18 protein-coding genes are annotated in these 21,417 nt (G+C 71.8%); 7 read left to right on the plus strand and 11 right to left on the minus strand.

Annotation, left to right across the window (positions count from 1 at the left end; all coding sequences use genetic code 11):
- Window positions 1-20: 20 nt before the first annotated feature.
- The 5 genes from AB0J46_RS03690 to AB0J46_RS03710 all read right to left on the minus strand — a co-directional run bounded on the left by AB0J46_RS03690 (window position 21) and on the right by AB0J46_RS03710 (window position 4,129).
- Entirely contained in the window at window positions 21-641 is a 621-nt protein-coding gene (locus AB0J46_RS03690) for an MBL fold metallo-hydrolase (protein WP_352361821.1), read from the minus strand.
- A complete protein-coding gene (locus tag AB0J46_RS03695) occupies window positions 641-1,726 on the minus strand; it encodes an S-(hydroxymethyl)mycothiol dehydrogenase (protein ID WP_364325895.1) in 1,086 nt (361 codons plus the stop codon). Before AB0J46_RS03695 ends, AB0J46_RS03690 begins: the two co-directional genes overlap by 1 nt.
- A gap of 15 nt (window positions 1,727-1,741) precedes the next feature.
- On the minus strand, window positions 1,742-2,659 hold the full coding sequence (locus tag AB0J46_RS03700) for an adenylate/guanylate cyclase domain-containing protein (protein WP_364326170.1): 918 nt from the start codon (window positions 2,657-2,659) through the stop codon (window positions 1,742-1,744).
- 84 nt (window positions 2,660-2,743) lie between these two features.
- Window positions 2,744-3,262 (minus strand): PH domain-containing protein, encoded by a 519-nt coding sequence (locus tag AB0J46_RS03705; protein ID WP_364325898.1) that lies wholly within the window; start codon window positions 3,260-3,262, stop codon window positions 2,744-2,746.
- A gap of 45 nt (window positions 3,263-3,307) precedes the next feature.
- Window positions 3,308-4,129: a biotin--[acetyl-CoA-carboxylase] ligase gene (locus AB0J46_RS03710; RefSeq protein ID WP_364325901.1), complete on the minus strand. Its 822-nt coding sequence runs from the start codon at window positions 4,127-4,129 to the stop codon at window positions 3,308-3,310.
- An 85-nt stretch (window positions 4,130-4,214) separates the two neighbouring features.
- On the opposite strand from AB0J46_RS03710, the gene AB0J46_RS03715 reads away from it, so the two are divergent.
- Complete coding sequence (locus tag AB0J46_RS03715; RefSeq protein ID WP_364325904.1) at window positions 4,215-6,419, plus strand: FdhF/YdeP family oxidoreductase; 2,205 nt, start codon at window positions 4,215-4,217, stop codon at window positions 6,417-6,419.
- A complete protein-coding gene (gene fdhD, locus AB0J46_RS03720) occupies window positions 6,416-7,258 on the plus strand; it encodes a formate dehydrogenase accessory sulfurtransferase FdhD (RefSeq protein WP_364325907.1) in 843 nt (280 codons plus the stop codon). Before AB0J46_RS03715 ends, fdhD begins: the two co-directional genes overlap by 4 nt.
- Here fdhD and AB0J46_RS03725 read toward each other — a convergent pair whose 3' ends face one another.
- Together AB0J46_RS03725 and AB0J46_RS03730 are read right to left on the minus strand one after the other, a co-directional pair.
- Window positions 7,259-7,855: a hypothetical protein gene (locus tag AB0J46_RS03725; protein ID WP_364325910.1), complete on the minus strand. Its 597-nt coding sequence runs from the start codon at window positions 7,853-7,855 to the stop codon at window positions 7,259-7,261. It abuts the gene before it with no gap.
- Window positions 7,856-7,995: 140 nt separating this feature from the next.
- Window positions 7,996-9,783: a hypothetical protein gene (locus tag AB0J46_RS03730; protein WP_364325913.1), complete on the minus strand. Its 1,788-nt coding sequence runs from the start codon at window positions 9,781-9,783 to the stop codon at window positions 7,996-7,998.
- 160 nt (window positions 9,784-9,943) lie between these two features.
- On the opposite strand from AB0J46_RS03730, the gene AB0J46_RS03735 reads away from it, so the two are divergent.
- The gene (locus AB0J46_RS03735; protein WP_364325916.1) at window positions 9,944-11,023 is read left to right on the plus strand and encodes an epoxide hydrolase family protein; all 1,080 of its coding nucleotides are present in this window, start codon (window positions 9,944-9,946) and stop codon (window positions 11,021-11,023) included.
- A 50-nt stretch (window positions 11,024-11,073) separates the two neighbouring features.
- On the opposite strand, the gene AB0J46_RS03740 is transcribed toward AB0J46_RS03735, so the two are convergent.
- The 3 genes from AB0J46_RS03740 to AB0J46_RS03750 form a co-directional block, all read right to left on the minus strand.
- On the minus strand, window positions 11,074-13,695 hold the full coding sequence (locus AB0J46_RS03740; RefSeq protein ID WP_364325919.1) for a phosphoenolpyruvate carboxylase: 2,622 nt from the start codon (window positions 13,693-13,695) through the stop codon (window positions 11,074-11,076).
- A 68-nt stretch (window positions 13,696-13,763) separates the two neighbouring features.
- Window positions 13,764-15,392, minus strand: a complete 1,629-nt coding sequence (locus tag AB0J46_RS03745) for a hypothetical protein (protein ID WP_364325923.1) — start codon at window positions 15,390-15,392, stop codon at window positions 13,764-13,766.
- On the minus strand, window positions 15,389-16,246 hold the full coding sequence (locus AB0J46_RS03750; protein ID WP_364325926.1) for an ABC transporter ATP-binding protein: 858 nt from the start codon (window positions 16,244-16,246) through the stop codon (window positions 15,389-15,391). The genes AB0J46_RS03745 and AB0J46_RS03750 overlap by 4 nt, the downstream gene beginning before the upstream one ends.
- Before the next feature lie 36 nt (window positions 16,247-16,282).
- Here AB0J46_RS03750 and AB0J46_RS03755 point away from each other — a divergent pair, with 36 nt between their 5' ends.
- The 3 genes from AB0J46_RS03755 to AB0J46_RS03765 all read left to right on the plus strand — a co-directional run bounded on the left by AB0J46_RS03755 (window position 16,283) and on the right by AB0J46_RS03765 (window position 19,118).
- Window positions 16,283-17,872 (plus strand): acyl-CoA carboxylase subunit beta, encoded by a 1,590-nt coding sequence (locus tag AB0J46_RS03755; RefSeq protein WP_364325929.1) that lies wholly within the window; start codon window positions 16,283-16,285, stop codon window positions 17,870-17,872.
- The gene (locus AB0J46_RS03760; protein ID WP_364325932.1) at window positions 17,869-18,069 is read left to right on the plus strand and encodes an acyl-CoA carboxylase subunit epsilon; all 201 of its coding nucleotides are present in this window, start codon (window positions 17,869-17,871) and stop codon (window positions 18,067-18,069) included. The genes AB0J46_RS03755 and AB0J46_RS03760 overlap by 4 nt, the downstream gene beginning before the upstream one ends.
- A gap of 107 nt (window positions 18,070-18,176) precedes the next feature.
- Window positions 18,177-19,118: an NYN domain-containing protein gene (locus AB0J46_RS03765; protein WP_352361843.1), complete on the plus strand. Its 942-nt coding sequence runs from the start codon at window positions 18,177-18,179 to the stop codon at window positions 19,116-19,118.
- Here the strand turns inward: AB0J46_RS03765 and AB0J46_RS03770 are convergent.
- Window positions 19,076-20,074 carry a DUF5937 family protein gene (locus AB0J46_RS03770; protein ID WP_364325935.1) on the minus strand — a complete coding sequence of 333 codons (999 nt, stop codon included), beginning with the start codon at window positions 20,072-20,074 and terminating at the stop codon, window positions 19,076-19,078. The two genes, AB0J46_RS03765 and AB0J46_RS03770, sit on opposite strands and share 43 nt — an antisense overlap.
- A 90-nt stretch (window positions 20,075-20,164) precedes the next feature.
- On the opposite strand from AB0J46_RS03770, the gene AB0J46_RS03775 reads away from it, so the two are divergent.
- On the plus strand, window positions 20,165-21,391 hold the full coding sequence (locus AB0J46_RS03775; RefSeq protein WP_364325938.1) for an MFS transporter: 1,227 nt from the start codon (window positions 20,165-20,167) through the stop codon (window positions 21,389-21,391).
- Window positions 21,392-21,417 lie beyond the last annotated feature (26 nt).

Here is a 21,417-nt window from a genome sequence, read left to right on the forward strand (position 1 = left end):
CATTCACCTGACCCCGCAGGTCAGTGGCCTCTCGCCCGCCACTCCTCCAGGTGCGGCGCCTCCGCCCCGATGGACGTGGAGTCGCCGTGGCCGGTGTGCACGACCGTCTCGGGCGGCAGGGACAGCAGCCGCCCGGCGATCGACTCGATGATCGTGTCGAACGACGAGTACGACCGCCCGGTCGCCCCCGGTCCGCCCTTGAACAACGTGTCGCCGCTGAACAGCACGCCGGCGTCGGGCACGTGCAGGCAGACCGCGCCCGGCGAGTGGCCCGGCGTGTGCAGCACCTCCAGGGCCACCCCGCCCACCGTGATCTTCTCGCCGTCGGCCAGCGGCGTGTAGGCCACCTCCGGCCCGTACACCTGCTCCCAGAGCACCTGGTCGGCCGGGTGCAGCAGGATCGGCGCGCCGGTCAGCTCGGCCAGCCGGGCGGCGGCGTTGACGTGGTCGTTGTGGGCGTGGGTGCACACGATGGCCTTGACCCGGCGGCCGCCGGCCCGCGCGGCGATGGCGTCGGCGTCGTGCGCGGCGTCGATGATCACGACCTCGCGCGCGTCGCCGACCAGCCAGACGTTGTTGTCGACCTCCCAGGTGCCGCCGTCGAGCGAGAACGTGCCGGAGGTGATGACGCGGTCGATCATCAGAGCACCACCACCGAGCGCAGCACCTCGCCGCGGTGCATCTTGGCGAACGCCTCCTCGACCTGGTCGAGCCCGATCGTCTCGGTGACGAACCGGTCGAGCGGCAGCCGGTTCTGCAGGAACAGGTCGATCAGCATCGGGAAGTCCCGCGAGGGCAGGCAGTCGCCGTACCAGGACGACTTCAGCGCGCCGCCGCGGCCGAACACGTCGAGCAGCGGCAGCTCCAGCCGCATCTCCGGCGTCGGCACGCCCACCAGGACCACCGTGCCGGCCAGGTCGCGGGCGTAGAACGCCTGCTCGTACGTCTCCGGCCGGCCGACCGCATCGATCACCACGTCCGCGCCGAACCCGCCGGTCAGGTCGCGGATCGCCTCGACCGGGTCGTTCTCCCGCGAGTTGACCGTGTGCGTGGCGCCGAACCCGCGGGCCCACTCCAGCTTGCGGTCGTCGACGTCGACGGCGATGATCCGGGACGCCCCGGCCAGCGACGCCCCGAGGACCGCCGCGTCGCCGACCCCGCCGCAGCCGATCACGGCCACGCTGTCGCCGCGCGTCACGCCGCCGGTGTTGATCGCCGCGCCGATGCCGGCCATCACGCCGCAGCCCAGCAGGCCCGCGACCTGGGCCGGCGCCTCGGCCGACACCTTGGTGCACTGGCCGGCGGCCACCAGCGTCTTCTCCAGGAACGCGCCGATGCCGAGCGCGGGCGACAGCTCGGTGCCGTCCTTGAGCGTCATCTTCTGGGTGGCGTTGTGGGTGGCGAAGCAGTACCACGGCCGGCCGCGCAGGCAGGCGCGGCACTGGCCGCACACCGCGCGCCAGTTGAGGATCACGAAGTCGCCGGGCGCCAGCCCGGTGACCCCCTCGCCGACGGCCTCGACCGTGCCCGCGGCCTCGTGGCCCAGCAGGAAGGGGAAGTCGTCGTTGATCCCGCCCTCGCGATAGTGCAGGTCGGTGTGGCAGACCCCGCAGGCCTGCACGTTCACCACCGCCTCGCCCGGCCCGGGGTCGGGGACGACCACCGTCTCCAGCGAAACTTCCTGGCCCTTACCGCGGGCGATCACGCCCTGCACTTCGTACGGCATGGCAGCCATCTTGTGTCAGGAGGATGATCTCCGCAAGACATAGGGCTGGACCACGCCGAGCCCTCTTGCGGGCCGCCTCCGGATCTTGTGCACCTCGATCCCGTCCGGCGCTCCGGCCAGGCCCTCGGCCAGCTCGGAGTCGACCAGGATCGTGCCCGGCCGGGCGATGGCCGTGAGCCGGGCGGCCAGGTTGACGGTGGTGCCGAACACGTCGCCCATCATGGGCACGACCGGCCCGTACGCCATGCCGATGCGCAGCTCCAGGCTGTCGGCGAGGTCGAGGGCGATCGCCGCGGCCTGGGCCGGGGCGGGCGCGGTGAACAGCACCTCGTCACCGAGCGTCTTGACCAGCCGCGCGCCGTGCGCGGCCACCACGTCGGCGGCGCGCGACTCGAAGCCCTCGACCAGCGAGGCCAGCGCCCGCTCGTCCAGCTCGCGCGAACGCCGGGTGAAGGAGACCAGGTCGGCGAAGCCGACGGCGATCGACACGCGGGCCGGCCCTCGCTCGTCCTGGTCGTCGGCGACGGCCAGCAGGCGGGTGCCGGCGGCGGCGAGCTGGGCCCGCCAGACGTGCACCAGCAGGTGCTCGAAGTCGGGCAGGAGGGCCTTGGCCGTGTCGAGGACGCCGTTCAGGTCGGCGTCGGTGCGCGAGTCCGGGACCATCGTGCCGATCACGATCTCGGCCTGCCACTGCGCCAGCCGGGCGGTGGTCTGGCCGAGCGCGCGGGCCATGCGGATGACGGTCTGCTCGTCGAGCAGGCCGCCGTCGATCAGGCTGCGCACCCGGCGCAGCGCGGCCACGTCGGCGTCGCTGAACGCCACGGCGTCGTCGGGGAACTGGGCGAAGCCGAGCGCCCGCCAGATGCGCTGGGCGAGCTCCTGCGACACCCCGGCCCCGGCCGCGACCTGCGCGCGGGTGTGGCGGGCCGGCATGCCGACGAGCGTGCGCTCGATCTGTTCGGCGGTCGGCCTGCCGGGCGGTTGTGTGGCGTTCACGATCAGCAGGCTACGCCAACCTCAGTGGCCGTCGATCTCTCCGTCGGACGCGTCCTCGACCAGCTTGAACAGGTCCATGCGGACGTCCTGGATGCGCGGGATGTCGCGCAGGACGATCTGACCGCGCTCGCCCGCGGACTCGACGGTCAGCGTGCCGCAGCCCAGCATGCGCTCCAGGAACGTCTGGTCGGAGCTGACGGTGTTGACCTTGGCCATCGGGATCTCGTCGGTGGACTTGTTGAGCACGCCCATGCTGATCGTGAACCGGTGGGTCGTCAGGACGTACCCGGTGTTCTTCCACTGCAGGTAGGGCACGAACGAGAAGATCGTCAGCAGGATCACGGCGATGACGGCGACGGCGATCCTGCCGTAGGAGGTGACGCTCTCCCCCCACGCGGTGGGGAAGAAGTAGAGGGCCGCACCCGCTGCCGCGGCGATGAGGATCAGCGCGAAGAACGGGCCGACAAGGCGCTTCCAGTGGGGATGGAAGGATCGGACGCGCTGCTCACCCTGCGTCAGATGGTGGTCGGGAAGGGTCATGCCGCACATGCTGCCACCAACCCGGCCGAGCGGCTACGCCCTTGCTCATCGGGCGGCCCGCACGTGCACGACGTCTCCGGCGCCCAGCGTGTAGCGCTCGCCGCCGGACTCCACCTGGAGGTGGCCGGACCCGTCGATGCCGGTGGCCCGCCCGGTCAGCACCTGCTCGCCCGGCAGCTCCACCCGGACGTCACGGCCCACCGTGGCGCTGGCGGCCAGGTAGGCGGCGCGCAGCCCGGCCGCCTCGGCGTCGCCGCCGGCCGCCTCCCACTCGCGGTAGTGGCTCTCGACCTCGCGCAGCACGGCCCCCAGCAGCGGGTCGCGGTCGACGCAGGCCGCCTCCTCGATGGCCAGCGACGTGGCCGTCTCGACCGGCGCCTCCTCCGCGCGCAGGGAGACGTTGAGCCCCATGCCGATGACGACGGCGTCGTCGACCCGCTCGGCCAGCACCCCGGCCAGCTTGCGCTCGCCCACCAGCAGGTCGTTGGGCCACTTCAGGCGCACGTCGACCTCGGCCAGCCGGCGCACGGCCGAGGCGGCGGCCACGCCGTACAGCAGCGGCAGCCACCCCTGGGTCGGAACCGGCGTCGTGGGCCTGAGCAGGACGGAGAACGTCAGCCCCGACCGCGGCGGCGCCGACCAGGCGCGGTCGAGCCGGCCCCGGCCGGCGACCTGCGACTCGGCCACCAGCACCCGGCCCTGCTCGGCCCCGGCCTGGGCGGCCAGGGCGAGGTCGGCGTTGGTCGAGCCGGTGGTCTCGACGACGGTGACGCCCGTCCACAGGGCGCCCGGACGCACGAGCGCGCGGTTGAGCGCGGCCTCCGAGAGCGGCGGACGGTCGAGGTCGGAGTAGCGCGAGGAGGCCATCCCCCTATCTTGGCCGAACCCGCGCCGAGGTCGTCGCACCGCACCGGCTGGTCTCGAAGTCCGCATGAGGGGTAAAGATGGGGGGATGAGCAGACGTCCTGACCCTCGCAACTGGGCATCGTGGCGGCCCTTCGGCCTCGGGTTGCGCAAGCCGAACAACTACCTGGAGCTGTGGAAGGCGTTCAGGTCGGTCAAGGGGAACAGGCGTTACGCCTGGCGCATACTCAACCAGGGCACCTGCGACGGCTGCGCGCTCGGCACGCACGGCATGCGCGACTGGACGATGGACGAGATCCACCTGTGCAACATCAGGTTGCGCCTGCTGCCGCTCAACACCATGCCCGCGCTCGACGTGTCGCTGCTGCGCGACGTCTCGGGGCTGGCCGGGCGCAAGAGCGCGGAGCTGCGGGAGCTGGGGCGGCTGCCGTACCCGATGTTGCGGCGGGCGGGCGAGCCCGGCTTCACCCGCGTCACGTGGGACGAGGCGCTGCGGGTGGCGGCCGAGCGGCTGCGCGGCGCGCGCTTCGGCACGTACCTGACCAGCCGCGGGGTGCCCAACGAGAACTACTACGCGGCGCAGAAGGCGGTGCGGGCGCTCGGCACGAACAACGTCGACAACGCCGCCCGCATCTGCCACTCGCCCTCGACGGTCGCCCTCAAGCAGACCATCGGCGCGGCGGCCACGACCTGCTCCTACACCGACTGGATCGGCTCGGACCTGATCGTCTTCATCGGCTCGAACCCGTCGAACAACCAGCCGGTCGCGATGAAGTACCTCTACCACGCCAAGAAGGCCGGCACCCGGATCGCCATGGTCAACGCCTACCGCGAGCCGGGCATGGACAAGTACTGGGTGCCCTCCAACGCCGAGTCCGCGCTGTTCGGCACGAAGATCACCGACGAGTTCTTCGGCGTGAACGTCGGCGGCGACATCGGCTTCCTCAACGGCGTGCTCAAGCACCTCATCGAGAACGACTGGGTGGACAAGGCGTTCGTGACCGGGCGCACGTCCGGGTTCGAGGAGGCGCGCAAGGCCGTCGAGGCCCAGTCGTGGGCCGAGCTCGAAGCGCTCTCGGGGGCGACCAAGGAGCAGATGTTCCGGCTGGCCGAGCTGCTCGGGCGGGCGCGCTCGGCGGTGCTGGTCTGGTCGATGGGCATCACCCAGCACACCTACGGGGAGGACAACGTCCGGGCGATCGTCAACCTGGCGCTCGCGCGCGGCTTCCTCGGGCGCGACAAGTGCGGGCTGATGCCGATCCGGGGGCACAGCGGGGTGCAGGGCGGGGCCGAGATGGGCGCGTACGCGACCGGTTTCCCCGGCGGCCTGCCGATCACGTCCGCCAACGCCGCCAAGTTCACCGACCTGTGGGGCTTCCAGGTGCCCGACACGGCCGGGCTGACCGCGACCGACATGATCGACGCGGCCCACCGGGGCGAGCTCGACGCGCTCGTCTCCTCCGGCGGCAACTTCCTGGAGGTGCTGCCCGACCCGGCCTACTGCCGGGAGGCGCTGTCCAGGCTGGGGCTGCGGGTGCACATCGACATCGTGCTGTCCTCGCAGATGCTCGTGCCGGGCGAGGGCGACGTGCTGCTGCTGCCCGCCCAGACGCGTTACGAGATGGTCGGCGGCGTGACCGAGACCTCCACCGAGCGGCGGATCATCTTCTCGCCCGAGGTCGAGGGGCCGCGCGTGGGCGAGGCGTGGCCGGAGTGGAAGATCTTCGCCGAGCTGGCCGCCCGTACCCGTCCGGAGATAGCCGACCATGTGCGGTTCACCGGCACTCCGCAGATCCGTGCGGAGATCGAGCAGGTCGTGCCGTTCTACCAGGGCATCTCCGGGTTGCGGAAGTTCGGGGACAACGTCCAGTACGGCGGCCGCCACCTCTTCGCCGACGGCCGCTTCCAGACGCCCGACGGGCTGGCCGTCTTCTCCGTGGTCGAGCCGCCCGCCCTTGAGCGCCCCGACGGCACGTTCAAGGTCGCGACCAGGCGCGGCAAGCAGTTCAACAGCATGGTCCACGAGCGGCTCGACGGCTTCAACGGCGCGGCGCGCGAGGCCGTGCTGATGAGCCCGTACGACGCCGACCGGCTCGGGCTGGCCGACGGCGCGCCGGTCGAGCTGCGCGCGGGCGAGCGTTCCTACCAGGGCAAGGTGCTGCGCGCCCCGCTGATGCCGGGCAACCTGCAGATCCACTGGCCGGAGGGGAACGTCCTGCTCGACGAGGCCCGGCGCTCGCCACAGGCGCGCATCCCCGACTACAACGCGCTCGTCACCGTGCGGCCGCTGTGAAGGCGCGCCCCGGGCCCACCACCCGCGTCCGCATCCGGGAGCTGGCCGGCTCCGGCTCCCGCGACCGGCGCGACGACCTGGCCACGGAGGAGCCGCTGGAGATCCGTCTCACCGGCGGCGACGGCACCCGCAAGACGGTCGCCATCACCATGCGCACCCCGGGGCACGACTTCGAGCTGGCCGCCGGGTTCCTGAGCGGCGAGGGCCTGGCCGGGCCGGACGACATCGCGGCCATCGCGTACTGCACGGACGACGACCTGCCGCCCGAGGCCCGCTACAACACGGTCACCGTCCGCCTGCACGGCCCGGTGCCCGACCTGCCCGCGCTCGACCGGCACTTCCTCACCTCCAGCGCGTGCGGCGTCTGCGGCTCGGCCGGCCTCGACGCGCTGCACGGCCGGTGCAAGCCGATCCCCAGGGGCTCGCTCGAACTCACCCCCGAGGTCCTCTACGGCCTTCCGGGCGCGCTGCGCGCGGCCCAGGGCGTGTTCGGCAAGACCGGCGGGCTGCACGCGGCGGGCCTGTTCTCGGCGACGGGCACGCTGCTGGCGTTGCGCGAGGACGTCGGCCGGCACAACGCCGTGGACAAGCTGGTCGGCTGGGCGGCGCTGGCGGACCGGCTGCCGCTGGCCGAGCACGTGCTCATGGTCAGCGGCAGGGCCAGCTACGAGATCATGCAGAAGGCGCTGGCGGCCGGCGTCCCGGCGGTCTGCGCGGTGTCGGCGCCCTCGTCCCTGGCCGTCGATCTGGCCAGGGAGTTCGGGTTGACGCTGGTGGGGTTCCTGCGCGGCGAGCGCTGCAACGTCTACGCCGGGCAGGAGCGCGTCGTCACGTCCTAGTCAGCGGCAGACCACGCGCTGGGTCGAGGTCAGCGTCGGCTGGTTGTTGTTCAGCACTTCGAGCGTGAGGTTCCCCGACTGCTTCGACTCCTGCCGCCACACGGGGGCCTGCACGCTCAGGATCCCGCTCTCGGGCACGATGAGCGACTTCGTGTCGAGCTGCGTGCCCGCCATCAGCCAGCGGTAGTCGATCCGGGCGCCCGCCGGGGCGCGGAAGCCGGCGTGCGCGGTCAGCCAGGGCGCCTCGGCGCAGTCGCCGTAGTAGGCCATCGGGGTGAACTCGCTGATCCGCACGTAAGGCACCGGCGACGGGACCGCCCGGCACGACCAGAGGTAGCTCTCCTCCTTGACGGGCTTGTTGTGGTTGAGGATCTCGACACGTACCCGGCCGGTGCCGCTCGATCGCGCCGAGCTGTACCAAAGGTCGCCGATCCGGGTCCTGACCCCGCCCCTGACCTGCTGCGACCGGACCCAGCCGGGGACGCCGTCCACGACGATCCGGTACTGGATCTCGGTGTCGCGGTCCGCGACCACCACGGCCTCCGCCCGGAGCCCGAAGGGGGAGACGCACTCGCCGACGCGGGACGGTGTCAGCATCCCGCTGACGGTGACGTACGCCGGGGGCGCGGCCGGGCCGCAGGCGAAGGTGAAGCCCTGCTCGGCCGCGCCGCCCTGGGCGAGGAGCCGGACGCGGTGGGCGCCGACGTCGTGTCCGGGTTGGATGTGCCTTGTGAGGCTTATTCGCAGGTCACCGGATAGGTGCCTTCGATGGCTGGCTTGTTGTGGTTCAGCACCTCCAGCCGGACCACGCCGGAGGTCTTCGTGTCCCGGTGCCAGTTGGCCGCCTGCACCTGGAGCAGACCGCCGGAGTTGGTCTTGTACGTGGCCGGCTCCGTGGGCTTGCCGTCGATGACCCAGCGCCAGGTGATCTCGGTGTCCGGCGCGGCGCGGAAGGCGCCGTGGGCGGTCACGTACGGGGCCTCGGCGCAGTCGCCGAAGTAGTGGACCGGCCGGAACTCGCTGATCCGCACCGTGCCCGGCGACGGGTCCACCGGCACGCAGGTCACCGTGTACGGCTTCTCCCTGACCAGCTTGTTGTGGTTCAGCACTTCGATGCGGATCACACCGCTTCCGGTGGCCTTCGGGGAGATGTAGAACAGGTCGCCGATCATCTGGGCCCTGTCGGGCTTGGCCTCCTGCGTCCTGACCGGGCCGGGCTTGCCGTCCACGACGACGCGGTAGCGGACCTCGGCCACGCGGTCGGTGGTGATCCGGGCGTCGGCCCGCATGCCGATGGAGCCGGTGCAGTCGCCCCGGTAGACGGGCGTCAGCATGTAGGGGATGGCCAGCTTGGCGGGGTCGGGGTCGGTCGTGCAGGACAGGGCGAACGTGCGCTCGGCGGCCTGGGCCGCGGCGGGCTGGGTGGTCAGCGCCAGCTTGTGGGAGCCGGCCTTCGACTGGTCGAGGCTCCAGGCGGCGGTGACGTCCTGCGACCTGGGCTGGGCGCCGGCCGGGAAGCTGACGGTCTGGTGCTGCCACTCGGTGCCGTCGAGGGTCCACCAGTAGCCGACGCTGGCGGCCGGGCCCGCCGGGAGGGTGATGCGGCCGGTGGCCTGGTAGGCGATGGGCTCGTCGCAGTAGCCCTCGTAGTCGCCGGGCGTCAGGGCACTGATCGCCGCCTGCGGCTGCTGCGCCGGGGGCTCCGTGGTCGTGGTCGGCTTGGGCGTCGGGGAGGTCGTCGGCGTCGGGGTGGGGGTCGTGGTGGGCTTGGGGCCCGGCGTGGCGCGGCAGGTCACCTCGTACGACGCCCGCGCGGAGTCGTGCCCGCCGGCGTTGAGGATCCGTACCGACTTCCAGCCCGCGGTGGAGGTGCCCACGGACAGCGGCAGCGTGACCTGCCTGCTGCGCGGGGCGCCGGCGGCGAAGTACAGCGACTCCACCGCGCCCTCGCCCGTGGCGCTGTCGATCCACTGGTAGCCGACCTTGGCGGGGGTGCGCGAGACCTGGATGGTCGCGGTGAACGTCACGGTGGCCGGGCAGTGGCCGTCCTGGCGGGGCGGGCTCGCCTGCACGCTCGCGGCCGCCTCCAGCGGTCTGTCCGGCTGGGCGGGCAGCGGGTTGACCACGTCGTACCGCTGCGGGGCTCCGGCGCAGGCGACGCGGAAGCGGGCCTTGGCCGACAGGCCGCGCCGGCCGAGCACCTCGACGGCCTGCCAGCCGGTCGTGTCGCGGTCGAAGGTCTGGCGGTCCCTCACGACGACCTTGCGCGCGCCGTTGACGCGGAAGCTCCTGATGGCGCTCTTGCTGCGGTCACCGCGTACCCAGCGGTACCGCACGGTGCCCTTGCCCTTGGCGGCCACGGTGGCGGAGAAGGCCACGGTCGTGGGGCACTCGCCCGCCTGACCGGCGGGAACGGCCCTGACCCGGGTCACCGAGGTCGCCGGGGCGGCGGCGGCCAGGGCCGGAGGAGCGGCCAGCAGGCTGCCGAGCATCACCGCGCCCAGCAGCAAGGCTGTCCTTTTCATGAGGGGGTCCCTTTCTGCGCTCGTCAAAGCCCCCATGCTGCTCAGTGATCCTTGGAAGTCACTTGGAGCCGCCTTGTGAAGGTTGTGGAATGAAGCGTTCCGTTCTGCTATAGTTGGAACAGAACAAGCCGTTCCGCTTCTTCGGTCGAGAGGACCCCTCATGAGCATCCGCCCGTTCCGCATCGAGATCTCCCAGGCCGACCTCGACGACCTGCGGGCCCGGCTCGCGCTGACCCGCTTCGCCGACGAGATCCCGGGCGCCGACCAGGGCGTGGGCGTCGAGCGGGTCAAGCGCCTGGTGGCCCACTGGCAGTCCGGCTTCGACTGGCGCGCCCAGGAGGCCAGGCTCAACGCCTACCCGCAGTTCACCACGGAGATCGACGGGCAGAACATCCACTTCATCCACGTACGCTCCGACAACCCCGACGCCCTGCCGCTGATCCTCACCCACGGCTGGCCCGGCACCGTCGCCGAGTACCTCGACGCGATCGAGCCGCTGTCGCGCCACTTCCACGTGGTCGTCCCGTCGCTGCCCGGCTTCGGCTTCTCCGGCCCGACCAAGGAACTCGGCTGGAACAACCGGCGCATCGCCGGGGCCTGGGCCGAGCTGATGGCCCGCCTCGGCTACGAGCGCTACGGCGCCGTCGGCAACGACGGTGGCTCGATGATCTCCCCCGAGCTGGGCCGGATCGACGCCGAGCACGTCGTCGGCGTGCACGTCACCCAGCTGTTCTCCTTCCCCTCCGGCGACCCGGCCGAGTTCGCCGACCTGAGCGAGGAGGACCAGGCCGGGCTGGCCGTGCTCGACTGGTTCTGGAAGGAGAAGGGCGCGTTCAACGTCCTGCAGTCGCAGCAGCCGCAGACGCTCGCGCACGCCGTCATCGACTCCCCCGCCGGGCTCGTCGGCTGGCTCGCCCAGCTCTTCGACGAGGACCTGGACGACGACTTCGTGCTGCTCAACGCCTCGATCCACTGGTTCACCGGCACCGCCGGCTCGGCCCTGCGGCTCTACTGGGAGAACGCCCGCATGGAGCAGCCGCAGGAGCCGACGACCACTCCGACCGCTCTTGCCATGGCCGAGGGCGACTTCACGTCGATCCGCCGCTTCGCCGAGCGCGACCACCACGGCATCGTCTCGTGGAAGACCCTGCCCGCCCCGGCCCACGGCCACTACACCGCGCACAGCGCCACGGAGGCGCTCACCTCCGACATCACGGCCTTCTTCGACAGCCTGCGCTGATTCCGCGCACTTCGGACGGCCCGGCCACCCGCCGGGCCGTCCGCGCGTGTTCAGCCCGTGTTCTGCAGGCCGGCGGCCACGCCGTTGACCGACAGCAGCAGCAGCGTGGACAGCCGCTCGCGTTCCTGCTCCGACAGGTCCTCGGTGCGCATCGCGCGCAGCGCCCGCAGCTGCAGGTGCGACAGCGCGTCGACGTACGGGTCGCGCAGCTGCACGGCCCGCGAGAGCACCTTGCGGTTCTCCAGCAGCCGCGTGTGGCCGGTCACCCGCAGCACCAGCTCGCGGGTGCGGTCGTACTCCTCCAGCACCTGGCGGGCGAAGTCGTCGCGGCCGCCGAGCGCGAGGTAGCGCTTGGCGATCGACCGGTCGGTCTTGGCCAGCGACATCTCGGCGTTGTCCAGCATCGCGTTGAACAATGGCCATTCGGCGTAGGCCGCGCGCAGCTCGTCGAGGGAGCCGACGGCGGCCAGGCCGGTGCCCAGGCCGTACCAGCCGGGCAGGTTGACGCGGGTCTGGGCCCAGGCGAACACCCACGGGATGGCCCGCAGGTCGTCCAGCGAGCGCGGCGCGCCCAGGCCGCGGCGGGCCGGACGGGAGCCGAGCCGCAGTGAGCCGATCTCCTCCAGCGGGCTGACCAGCGCGAACCACTCGGGGAACCCGGGGGCCTCGGTGAGCGCCCGGTAGGCCTCCTCCGAGGCCGTGGCCACCTGCTGCGCCAGGCCGCGGAACCGCTCGGCGGCGGCCGCCGTACGGGCGCCGACCGTGGGCGAGGAGGCCAGCAGCACGGCGTTGGTGACCTGCTCCAGATGGCGGCGGGCGATGGCGATGTGCCCGTAACGAGCGAAGATGACCTCGCCCTGCTCGGTGACCTTGAAGCGGCCCGCGACCGAGCCCGGCGCCTGCGCCAGCACCGCCCGGTTGGCCGGGCCGCCGCCGCGGCCGAGCGCGCCGCCGCGGCCGTGGAACATGCGCAGCTTGACGTCGTGCTCGTGGGCCCACACGGTCAGCTCCTCCTGCGCCTCGTAGAGGCGGAGGGTGGCGGCCGCCGGGCCCAGCTCCTTGGCCGAGTCGGAGTAGCCGAGCATGATCTCCATGCGCCGGCCGGTCGCGGCCAGGCGGTCCTGGATCTGCGGGATCTCCAGCATGCCGCTCAGCACGCGCGGCGAGTTCGCCAGGTCCTGGCCCGACTCGAACAGCGGCACCACGTCGAGCACCGGCGCCCGGTCGCCCAGGGCGTGCCCGGCCAGCTCGTAGACGGCCGCGATGTCGTCGGCCGAGCGGGTGAAGGAGACCACGTAGCGGGAGCAGGCCGTGACGCCGAACCGCTCCTGGATCCAGGCGATCACCCGGATCGTGGCCAGCACCTCCTCGGTGCGCTCCGACAGCTCGCCGCCGGCCCTGATCTCCTCCAGGGCCGCCGCGTGCACCTGCGAGTGCTGGCGCACCTCCAGCTCGGCCAGGTGGAAGCCGAACGTCTCGACCTGCCAGACGAGGTGCTGCAGCTCCCCGTACGCCTGCCGCGGCGCGCTGCCCGCCAGCGACTCCTGCACCAGGCGCAGGTCGGCCAGCAGCTCGGCGGGCGCGCGGTAGGCGAGGTCGAGGTCGCGGCGGCGGGTGGCGGCGATGCGGGCGGCCACGTACAGCAGCCACTGGCGGTGCGGCTCGCGCGGCGAGCGGGTGGCCAGCTCGGAGACCAGCTCGGGATGCGCGTCGACGGCCGCGGCCAGCGCGCCCTTCAGCTCGGCCGAGCAGGGCGAGAACTGGGCGGAGGCGGTCAGCGTGCGGGCGATGCGCGTGCAGGCCGTCTCCAGGGCGGTCAGCACGTGCTCGGACTGGATCTGGATCGTGTCGCGGGTGACCTTGGCGGTGACGTTGGGGTTGCCGTCGCGGTCGCCGCCGATCCAGCTTCCGTAACGGATGAACGGCCTGGCCAGCGGCGGACGGGTGCCGGTGCCCGCGTCGAGCGCCGCGTCGAGCGAGCGGTAGACCTGGGGCACCATGCGGAACAGCGTCTCGTCGAAGGCGGCCATGGCGGTGCGCACCTCGTCGAGCGGGTCCAGCTTGGTGGAGCGCAGCTGGGCCGTCCGCCACAGCAGGTCGATCTCCTCCAGCAGGCGGCGCCTGCTCTCGGCGCGCTCGGACGCGCCGCGCCCGGGCGCGTTGTACTCGGTGAGCTGGCCGCTGATGCGCTGGATGGCGGTGACGACCGCGCGCCTGCGCGCCTCGGTGGGGTGCGCGGTCAGCACCGGGTGCAGCTCCAGCCCCTGCAACAGCTCGCTCACGCGCTCCTCGCCGAGCTCGTGGACGGCCTGCGCCAGCGACTCCCGCTGCACCCTCCCCTCGGCGTCGCGCTCGCGCAGCGTGCGGATGCGGTAGTGCTCCTCGGCCAGGTTCGCCAGGTGGAAGTAGCAGGTGAACGCGCGGGCGACCGCGACCGCCCGCTCGATCTCCCATCCGGCGACCATTTCGGTGATCTCGTCGGCGGAAATCTCGCCTCTGCGCGCCGCGATGACGGCCTTGCGCAACCGTTCGACGTCGGCCAGCAGGTCTTCGCCACCTTGTTCGGCGATCACCTGGCCGAGCAGCTTGCCGAGCATGCGCACGTCGTGGCGCAGCTCGTCAGGCATCTCGGTCACGGCGGCACTACGACGCTCGAGCCCCTGGTCAATCATGCTTCGAAGGGTATCGACTCACTTTCGGCGACCGCATGGCGGTCTCGCCCATTGGACTAGACCACTCCCTAGCTGGGCTTCGAGACGGCCGCCAGGAGCTCGGGGAGGCGGGGGAAGCCGATCTTGCCGGCGAGGCGTCTGCCGAGCACCTCGATCAGCAGGCCGTAGAAGGGCGCGAGCGCCGACACCCACATCAGCCCGAACGCCAGCGGCAGCACGATCGGCAGCGACATCAGCGCGATCCCGAGCATCGCCCCGATCGACGACGCGAACGCCTGACCGCCCTGGCCGGGCGCGGCGCCGCTGAAGGCGTTCATCCGCTCGGGCAGCGTGTACGGGATCGTCACGCTGGTCACCGAGCCGACCCCGAGCCCGACGCCGAGCGCGCCCAGCCCGGTCAGGAACGCCGGCACGACGGCCTCCTGGCTGCCGGTGAGGAACGCCGCCGCGACCGCCACGAGCAGCAGCAGCGGCGCGGCGACCAGGATGTTGGCCAGGTGGCGGCCCGCCAGGTCACGGCGCAGGTCCTCCTCCGAGCCGAAGGCCACGGCGTTCATCCACAGGGAACGCCCGTCGATGCCGAACGCGTTGCCCGACTGCAACGAGATCATCAGCGCGCCCATGCCGGTGATCAGCACCGGCAGCACCGCCCCCGCCTGCCCTTCGGTGCTGTTGTTCAGCGAGAACGCCAGGACGACGGTCACCACGACCGAGGAGAACCAGCCCACGCGGAACCTCGGCTCCCGCCTGATGTACTTCAGCTCCTTGGTCACCACGGCCGCCAGCGGCCCGTCGGGCAGGAGCCGGTCGGCCAGTCCGCGCTCCCGGCGGACGGAGGCCGCCTGCGTCGAGGCGTCCGGCGAGACCAGGGCACGGCCGAGCGCCTTGATCCACAGCCAGGCGACCACCACGACCAGCACCGCGACGGCGGCCAGCTCCGCCACGCCGACCAGGCCGCCGTCGGCCATGGCGTGCGCGGCCATGCCCGGCGGCGTCCAGCGCAGGACGCCGGCCAGCCGGTGGAGGATCGCGGCGGGGTCGCCGAGGCCGCGGTTCATCAGCAGGTTGGGCAGCTGGGCCAGCAGCACCACGAACAGGGCTGCCACGGCCAGCACGTCACGCCCGCGCCGGCTGCGCAGCGCCCCGGACAGCGCGGTGGTGATCAGCCGCGAGGTGACCACGCAGAGCGCGAACTGCAGCAGCACCGCGGGCACGCCGAGCAGCACGCCCCCGATGCCCGTCGGCAGCCCGACCAGCGCGCCGGCCGTGACGACCAGCATCGCCAGCGGCCACGCGCCCGTCGCGGACGCGGTGAACAGCCCGACGGCCAGCTCGCGCGTACGCAGCGGGAACAGCGACAGCCGCGCCGGGTCGAGCGTGTCGTCGAGCCCGAACGCCAGCAGCGGCACGATCATCCAGCTCACCAGGAAGAACGCGAACGCGACGATCACCAGCTCGGCGGCGACGTCGGAGGGCGCCAGCCTGAGCAGGCTCATCAGCAGGAACCCGAGCACGGCCAGGCCGGCCGCGGCGAGCAGGGTGAAGACGAAGCCGAGCTTGCGCTGCACGTCGCCGCGCAGGTTGCCGGCCATCAGGCGCAGCTTGAGCCGCGCGAACAGCGCGGCCGTCGCCATGGGCGACCCCGTGACGGCGGACGCCCCGGCGGCTCTGTCCGGGGCGGCCCCGGCGGCGCTCACAGCGTGTCCTGGGGCGCGCCGGCGGCCGGGGGCACGGTCGGGGGCATGGCAGGGGGCACGGTCGGGGGTGCGGTCGGGGGCCGGTTGCCGGGGCGGGCGCCGAGCCAGCTCAGCCCGGCCTCGCCGTGGGCGCGGGAGCCGCCGCCGACCAGCCGCATGAACGCCTCGTTGAGACTGGCGCCGCCGCGCACCTGCTCCAGCGGCCCCTGGGCGACGATGTGGCCGCCGCTCATCACCGACACCCAGTCGCACAGCCGCTCGACGAGGTCCATGACGTGACTGGAGAAGATGACCGTCGAGCCGGAGGCGGTGAAACGCCGCAGCACCTCGGTCAGGGTGTTGGAGCTGACCGGGTCGACCCCCTCGAACGGCTCGTCGAGGAAGAGCACGGACGGGTTGTGCAGCAGCGCCGCGGCCAGCCCGATCTTCTTGCGCATGCCGGTGGAGTAGTCGACGACGAGCTTGTCGGCGGCCCCGGTCAGGTCCATCACGTCGAGCAGCTCGCCCGCGCGCTGCTCGACGTCGGCCTTGGGGATGCCGCGCAGCCGGCCGTTGTAGAGCAGCAGCTCGCGGCCCGACAGCCGCTCGAACAGCCGCAACCCCTCGGGCAGCACGCCGATGCGCGCCTTGACGGCGACCGGGTCGCGCCAGACGTCGAACCCGTCGATCGCGGCCTGGCCGCCGTCGGGCCGCAGCAGGCCCGTGATCATGCTCAGCGTGGTGGTCTTGCCGGCCCCGTTGGGACCGACCAGGCCCGCGAAGCTGCCCGCCGGGACCACGAGGTCGACCCCGGCCACCGCGACCTGCGCGCCGTAGCGCTTGTACAGGCCGTGGGAGCGAACCGCATCCGTCATGGATCCACTCTAGGAGGACGGGTTAGCCTAACGCGCATGAGCGCAGCCGCCGATCCCATGCCGGAGATGCCGGACATCCACACCACCGCGGGCAAGATCGCCGACCTGGAGCGAAGGCTCGACGAGGCCGTGCACGCCGGCTCCTCGTCGGCGGTGGACAAACAGCACGCCAAGGGCAAGATGACCGCGCGCGAGCGGGTGCTCGCGCTGCTCGACGAGGGCTCGTTCGTGGAGTTCGACGAGTTCGCCCGCCACCGGTCCACGATGTTCGGGCTGGAGAAGCGGCGTCCGTACGGCGACGGCGTCATCACCGGCCACGGCACGATCGACGGCCGCCAGGTCTGCGTGTTCTCCCAGGACGTCACGGTCTTCGGCGGCTCCCTCGGCGAGGTGTACGGCGAGAAGATCGTCAAGGTGATCGACCTGGCGCTCAAGACCGGCTGCCCGATCATCGGCATCAACGAGGGCGGCGGCGCGCGCATCCAGGAGGGCGTGGTCGCGCTCGGCCTCTACGCGGAGATCTTCAAGCGGAACGTGCACGCCTCCGGCGTGATCCCGCAGATCTCGCTCATCATGGGCGCCGCGGCCGGCGGCCACGTCTACTCGCCCGCCCTGACCGACTTCGTCGTCATGGTGGACCAGACGTCCCACATGTTCATCACGGGCCCCGACGTGATCAAGACGGTGACCGGCGAGGAGGTCACGTTCGAGGAGCTGGGCGGGGCCCGCGCGCACAACACGAAGTCGGGCGTGGCCCACTACCAGGCCGCCGACGAGGAGGACGCCCTCGACTACGTCAAGGCGCTGCTGTCCTACCTGCCCTCCAACAACCTGGACGAGCCACCGGCCTTCGCCGCCGCCGCCGACCTGGAGCCCGACCCCGAGCTCGACCTGGTGATCCCCGACTCCCCCAACCAGCCGTACGACATGCACCAGGTGATCGAGCACGTGCTCGACGACGGGGAGTTCCTGGAGGTCCACGCGCTGTTCGCGCCGAACATCGTGGTCGGCTACGGCCGCGTGGACGGCCAGCCGGTCGGGGTCGTCGCCAACCAACCGATGCATTTCGCCGGATGTCTGGATATCGACGCCTCCGAGAAGGCCGCCAGATTTATTCGAACTTGTGATGCCTTTAATATTCCGATCCTGACTTTTGTTGATGTACCGGGATTCCTCCCCGGCACCGATCAGGAATGGAACGGAATCATCCGCCGCGGCGCCAAGCTCCTGTACGCCTACGCCGAGGCCACGGTCCCGCTGGTCACGGTCATCACCCGCAAGGCCTACGGCGGCGCGTACGACGTCATGGGCTCCAAGCACCTCGGCGCGGACGTCAACCTCGCCTGGCCCACCGCCCAGATCGCGGTCATGGGCGCGCAGGGCGCGGTCAACATCCTCTACCGGCGCGAACTGGCGGCCTCCGACGACCCCGACGCCGAGCGCGCCCGGCTCGTCACCGAGTACGAGGACACTTTGGCCAATCCGTACATCGCGGCCGAACGCGGCTATGTGGACTCGGTGATTCGGCCGTCCGAAACCCGGCCGCAAGTTGTCCGGGCACTTCGCGCGTTGCGTAACAAGAGAGCCTCGCTGCCGCCGAAGAAGCATGGGAACATTCCTCTATGAGCGACCACCTGCGCATAGTCCGCGGCGACGCCACGCCCGAGGAGATCGCGGCCGTGGTGGCCGTGCTCGCCACGCGGCGGAGCTCGTACTCTGAACCCGAGAGACCCCGTAGACAAACATGGCGAAACCCCGCCAGAGGTATGCGTAACCCTGGCCTGCCGGGGAAGGCGGCTTGGCGGATGAGCGCACTACCCTAGATAGATCCCGGGAATCGGGTGTCAAGTTCCCCGGGAGTTGGGACTATCTAGAGAAAGTAGGCGTATATAGTCAGCCGATCAACTAACACCGCGGCCTGGAGGACGACATGGCCATCCCAGACCTCATGCCGCATCCTGTGGCAGCCAAGTACGCCGTCCTAGTGGATGTCGGTTATCTCTACGCTGCGGCAGGTGAGGTGCTGCTCGGCGCGAAGGAACGCAAGGAATATCGGGTGGCCGCCGATGAGCTCATCCAGAGTCTACAGAAACATGCAGAGGAACGTATTTCCGGCGAACTTCTGCGGATCTATTGGTATGACGCCGCCCGCGACCGTGTGCCGACCGTCGATCAGCGTGTCATCGCCCAGCTTCCGTGGGTCAAGGTGCGCCTCGGCAACCTCAACGCCCGCGGCCAGCAGAAGGGCGTCGACGCGCAGATCAGGAGCGACCTGGAGGCGCTCGCCCGGCATCACGCGGTGACCGACACGATCCTGCTGGCGGGCGATGAGGACATGGTTCCGGCGGTCGAGGCGGCGCAGGCGTACGGCGTGCGCATCCACCTGTGGGGCGTCGAGCCGCCCTACGGCACCAACCAGGCCGAGCGCCTGGTGTGGGAGTCCGACACGGTGGAAGTGATCTCCGCCGATTTCCTGAGACCGTTTTTCAGTCGCGCTCCGCAGCCGGTCGCCGTCACCCCGCCCGTCACGGCTCCCTCGCCCGCCCAGGTGTTCGCCGGGCGCGCGCCGGTCAAGCCGCACGCCAAGCCCGGCCAGGTCGCCAAGCTGGGGCCCAGCCGTCCGCGCGTGGAGGACGTCGGCGAGCACGTCGCCCAGAAGTGGATACTCACCCGCGGCCGCGACAACATCCGCGACCTGCTGCCCGGCCCGATCCTGCCGACGGTGATCGACACCGAGCTGCTGATCGAGGCGGAGAAGGAGCTCGGGCACTCGCTGCGGCCCTACCCGGAGGCCCGGGTCTGGCTGCGTGACGGGTTCTGGGCGCGCGTCTACCGGGAGTTCGACCTGGGGGTGGGGGTCTCCTCCAAGTAGAGCAGCGTCTCGGCGACCGCCGTGCGGGCGTAGAGCACGTACCGGCCGGTGCGGTGCGCGGTGCACAGGCCGGCCTTGCGCAGCGCCGTCAGGTGCTGGTTGACGCCGGGCTCGGAGAGCCCGGCGCGCTGGGCGAGGTCGCGCGTCGAGGCAGGCTGGTCCAGCTCGGCCAGCAGCCGGGCGCGCGTCCGGCCGAGCACGGCGGCCAGCGCCTCGGGCGGGTCCACCTCGCGGCGCTCCCAGAGCGTCGCGATGCCGCGCGGCGCGTAACGCACGGTCGGCTGGTACGGCGGCGTCGTGACCGACAGGACCCGCGGCCAGGCGAACACGCACGGCACCAGCAGCAGCCCGAGCCCTCTCAGCGACCGGCGGCCGGACACGTACCGGTGCTCCAGCCGCAGCGTGCCGTCGTCCCAGGTGACGGAGTCGTCGAGGTCGGCCAGCATGCGCTGGGCGCCGCCCTCGGCCAGCAGCCGGGCGCGGTGCAGGATCTCGCCCTCCAGCAGCGACCTGATCCGCGGCCAGTACGGCGCCATCGCCGCCTCCCAGTAACCGGCCACCTCGGTGGCCAGGCGTTCGAGGCCCTGCTCCGGGTCGTCGTAGAGGGCCTGCACCCGTTTCGTCCGGGGACCGCCGATGTGGTCCAGATCCGTGCGCACCCGGGCGGCCGCGCCCCGCATCGTGGCGAGTTCCAGCTCCAGGTCCGGCATGGACGTCGAGGGCGGGGTGCAGGTGAAGCCCGCGATCGAGATGGTGGGCACCGGGACCAGGTCGGACAGCAGCCGCCAGTCCACGTCCTGGAGGCGGCGGCGCACCTGGTCGGCCCAGGGGCGCAGGAGCGGGTGCGCGGCCGGGTTCTTCACCACGCGCGCGCTGGCCACGACCTCGCCGAGCGGGGAGACGGCGAAGCGGATGTTGGCGAGGTCGTGGGCGGTGAACGCCAGGTCGAGGGTCATTGAATTTGCTTGTCACTTAATCGATAGCGGCCTTGCCCGACATTTCAGCATCCTGCCGACATGTCAGCAACCTTGGTGGAAGCTCCACTCTTGCGGCTTCGCGCGTTCCGCAACCTGTTCGTCGCCGGCGCGGTCAGCCAGCTCGGCAGCCAGATCACCTACGTCGCCCTCCCCCTGCTCGCCGTGACCGCCCTCGGGGCGGGCGCGGGCGAGGTCGGGCTGCTCTCGGCGCTCGCCACGCTCACGGCCCTGGTGATCGGGCTGCCCGCCGGGGCCTGGGTGGACCGCGTCCGGCGGCGGCGCCTGATGATCGCGATGGACGCCGCGCGGGCCGTGGCGCTGCTGTCGGTGCCGGTGGCCTGGTGGGCCGGGACGTTGTCCATGGCGCAGCTCTACGTGGTGACGGTGCTTGTGGGGGCCGGGTCGCTGCTGTTCGACGTGGCGTCCATGAGCATCGTGCCGGGGCTGGTCGGGCGCGAGCGGCTGACGTCGGCCAACTCGCTGCTCGTGGGCACGGCCGCGGGCATGGACGTCGCCGGGCGCAGCCTCGCCGGGGTGCTGGCCCAGGTCGTGGGCGCGCCGCTGGCCGTGCTGCTGGACGCGCTGAGCTACCTGTGGTCGGCCGCCTGGCTGCGCGGCGTCCCCGAACCGGCGCTCGCCCGGGACGGCTCGCCGGAGGCCGCGGAGTCCCTGCGGGCCCGGATCGCGGAGGGTGTGCGCTTCATCCTCGGCAACCGGGTGCTGGTCGCGGCCCTGGTCCAGGGCACGATGGCGAACCTGGCGTTCCCGCTCTGCTCGGTCCTGCTGCCGGTGCTCATCGTCGGGCGGCTCGGCTATCCGGAGTGGGTGTTCGGGGCGTACCTGGCGGTGGGCGGGCTCGGCGTGCTCGCCGGGTCGTCGTCGGCCCATCTGCTCGGCCGGCGCTTCGGCACGGGCCGCGCGGTGTGGCTGGTCAGCCTGGCCACCGCCCCGGCCGCGCTGGTGATCCCGTTCCTCGACGCCGGGCCGTGGTTGTGGGCCGCGGCGGCGGCGTGGTTCGTGCTGACGTTCCGCACCGGGGTGAACAACGTGCTGCTGGTGAGCATGCGGCAGCGCGTCACGCCGGACCACCTGCTCGGCCGGATGACGGCCACCATGCGGCTGCTGCTGATGGGCGCGGTCGGCCTCGGCGGGCTGCTGGCCGGGCTGCTCGGCGAGGTGTGGGGGGTGCGCGCGCCGCTCTGGGCGGGTGCGGTGATCATGGCCGTGAGCTGGCTGCCGATCCACTTCTCAGCCCTTCGCCGATCAGGTCCGAATACCGCCGATCGGCCGTACTGACCTGCTGACCTGCGTTTTCATGGTGA

The sequence above is a fragment of the Nonomuraea sp. NPDC049758 genome (genome assembly GCF_040674635.1).
In the GTDB taxonomy this organism is placed as follows: Bacteria; Actinomycetota; Actinomycetes; order Streptosporangiales; family Streptosporangiaceae; genus Nonomuraea.

What these genes read in the sequence shown, in the direction of transcription:
- AB0J46_RS03705 (WP_364325898.1), bottom strand. Translation starts at nt 3,262, where the DNA reads ATGACCCTTCCCGACCACCATCTGACGCAGGGTGAGCAGCGCGTCCGA.
- AB0J46_RS03690 (WP_352361821.1), bottom strand. Translation starts at nt 641, where the DNA reads ATGATCGACCGCGTCATCACCTCCGGCACGTTCTCGCTCGACGGCGGC.
- AB0J46_RS03760 (WP_364325932.1), top strand. Translation starts at nt 17,869, where the DNA reads ATGAGCGACCACCTGCGCATAGTCCGCGGCGACGCCACGCCCGAGGAG.
- AB0J46_RS03695 (WP_364325895.1), bottom strand. Translation starts at nt 1,726, where the DNA reads ATGCCGTACGAAGTGCAGGGCGTGATCGCCCGCGGTAAGGGCCAGGAA.
- AB0J46_RS03740 (WP_364325919.1), bottom strand. Translation starts at nt 13,695, where the DNA reads ATGATTGACCAGGGGCTCGAGCGTCGTAGTGCCGCCGTGACCGAGATG.
- AB0J46_RS03725 (WP_364325910.1), bottom strand. Translation starts at nt 7,855, where the DNA reads ATGCTGACACCGTCCCGCGTCGGCGAGTGCGTCTCCCCCTTCGGGCTC.
- AB0J46_RS03750 (WP_364325926.1), bottom strand. Translation starts at nt 16,246, where the DNA reads ATGACGGATGCGGTTCGCTCCCACGGCCTGTACAAGCGCTACGGCGCG.
- AB0J46_RS03710 (WP_364325901.1), bottom strand. Translation starts at nt 4,129, where the DNA reads ATGGCCTCCTCGCGCTACTCCGACCTCGACCGTCCGCCGCTCTCGGAG.
- AB0J46_RS03755 (WP_364325929.1), top strand. Translation starts at nt 16,283, where the DNA reads ATGAGCGCAGCCGCCGATCCCATGCCGGAGATGCCGGACATCCACACC.
- AB0J46_RS03715 (WP_364325904.1), top strand. Translation starts at nt 4,215, where the DNA reads ATGAGCAGACGTCCTGACCCTCGCAACTGGGCATCGTGGCGGCCCTTC.
- AB0J46_RS03770 (WP_364325935.1), bottom strand. Translation starts at nt 20,074, where the DNA reads ATGACCCTCGACCTGGCGTTCACCGCCCACGACCTCGCCAACATCCGC.
- AB0J46_RS03700 (WP_364326170.1), bottom strand. Translation starts at nt 2,659, where the DNA reads ATGCCGGCCCGCCACACCCGCGCGCAGGTCGCGGCCGGGGCCGGGGTG.
- AB0J46_RS03765 (WP_352361843.1), top strand. Translation starts at nt 18,177, where the DNA reads ATGGCCATCCCAGACCTCATGCCGCATCCTGTGGCAGCCAAGTACGCC.
- AB0J46_RS03735 (WP_364325916.1), top strand. Translation starts at nt 9,944, where the DNA reads ATGAGCATCCGCCCGTTCCGCATCGAGATCTCCCAGGCCGACCTCGAC.
- AB0J46_RS03730 (WP_364325913.1), bottom strand. Translation starts at nt 9,783, where the DNA reads ATGAAAAGGACAGCCTTGCTGCTGGGCGCGGTGATGCTCGGCAGCCTG.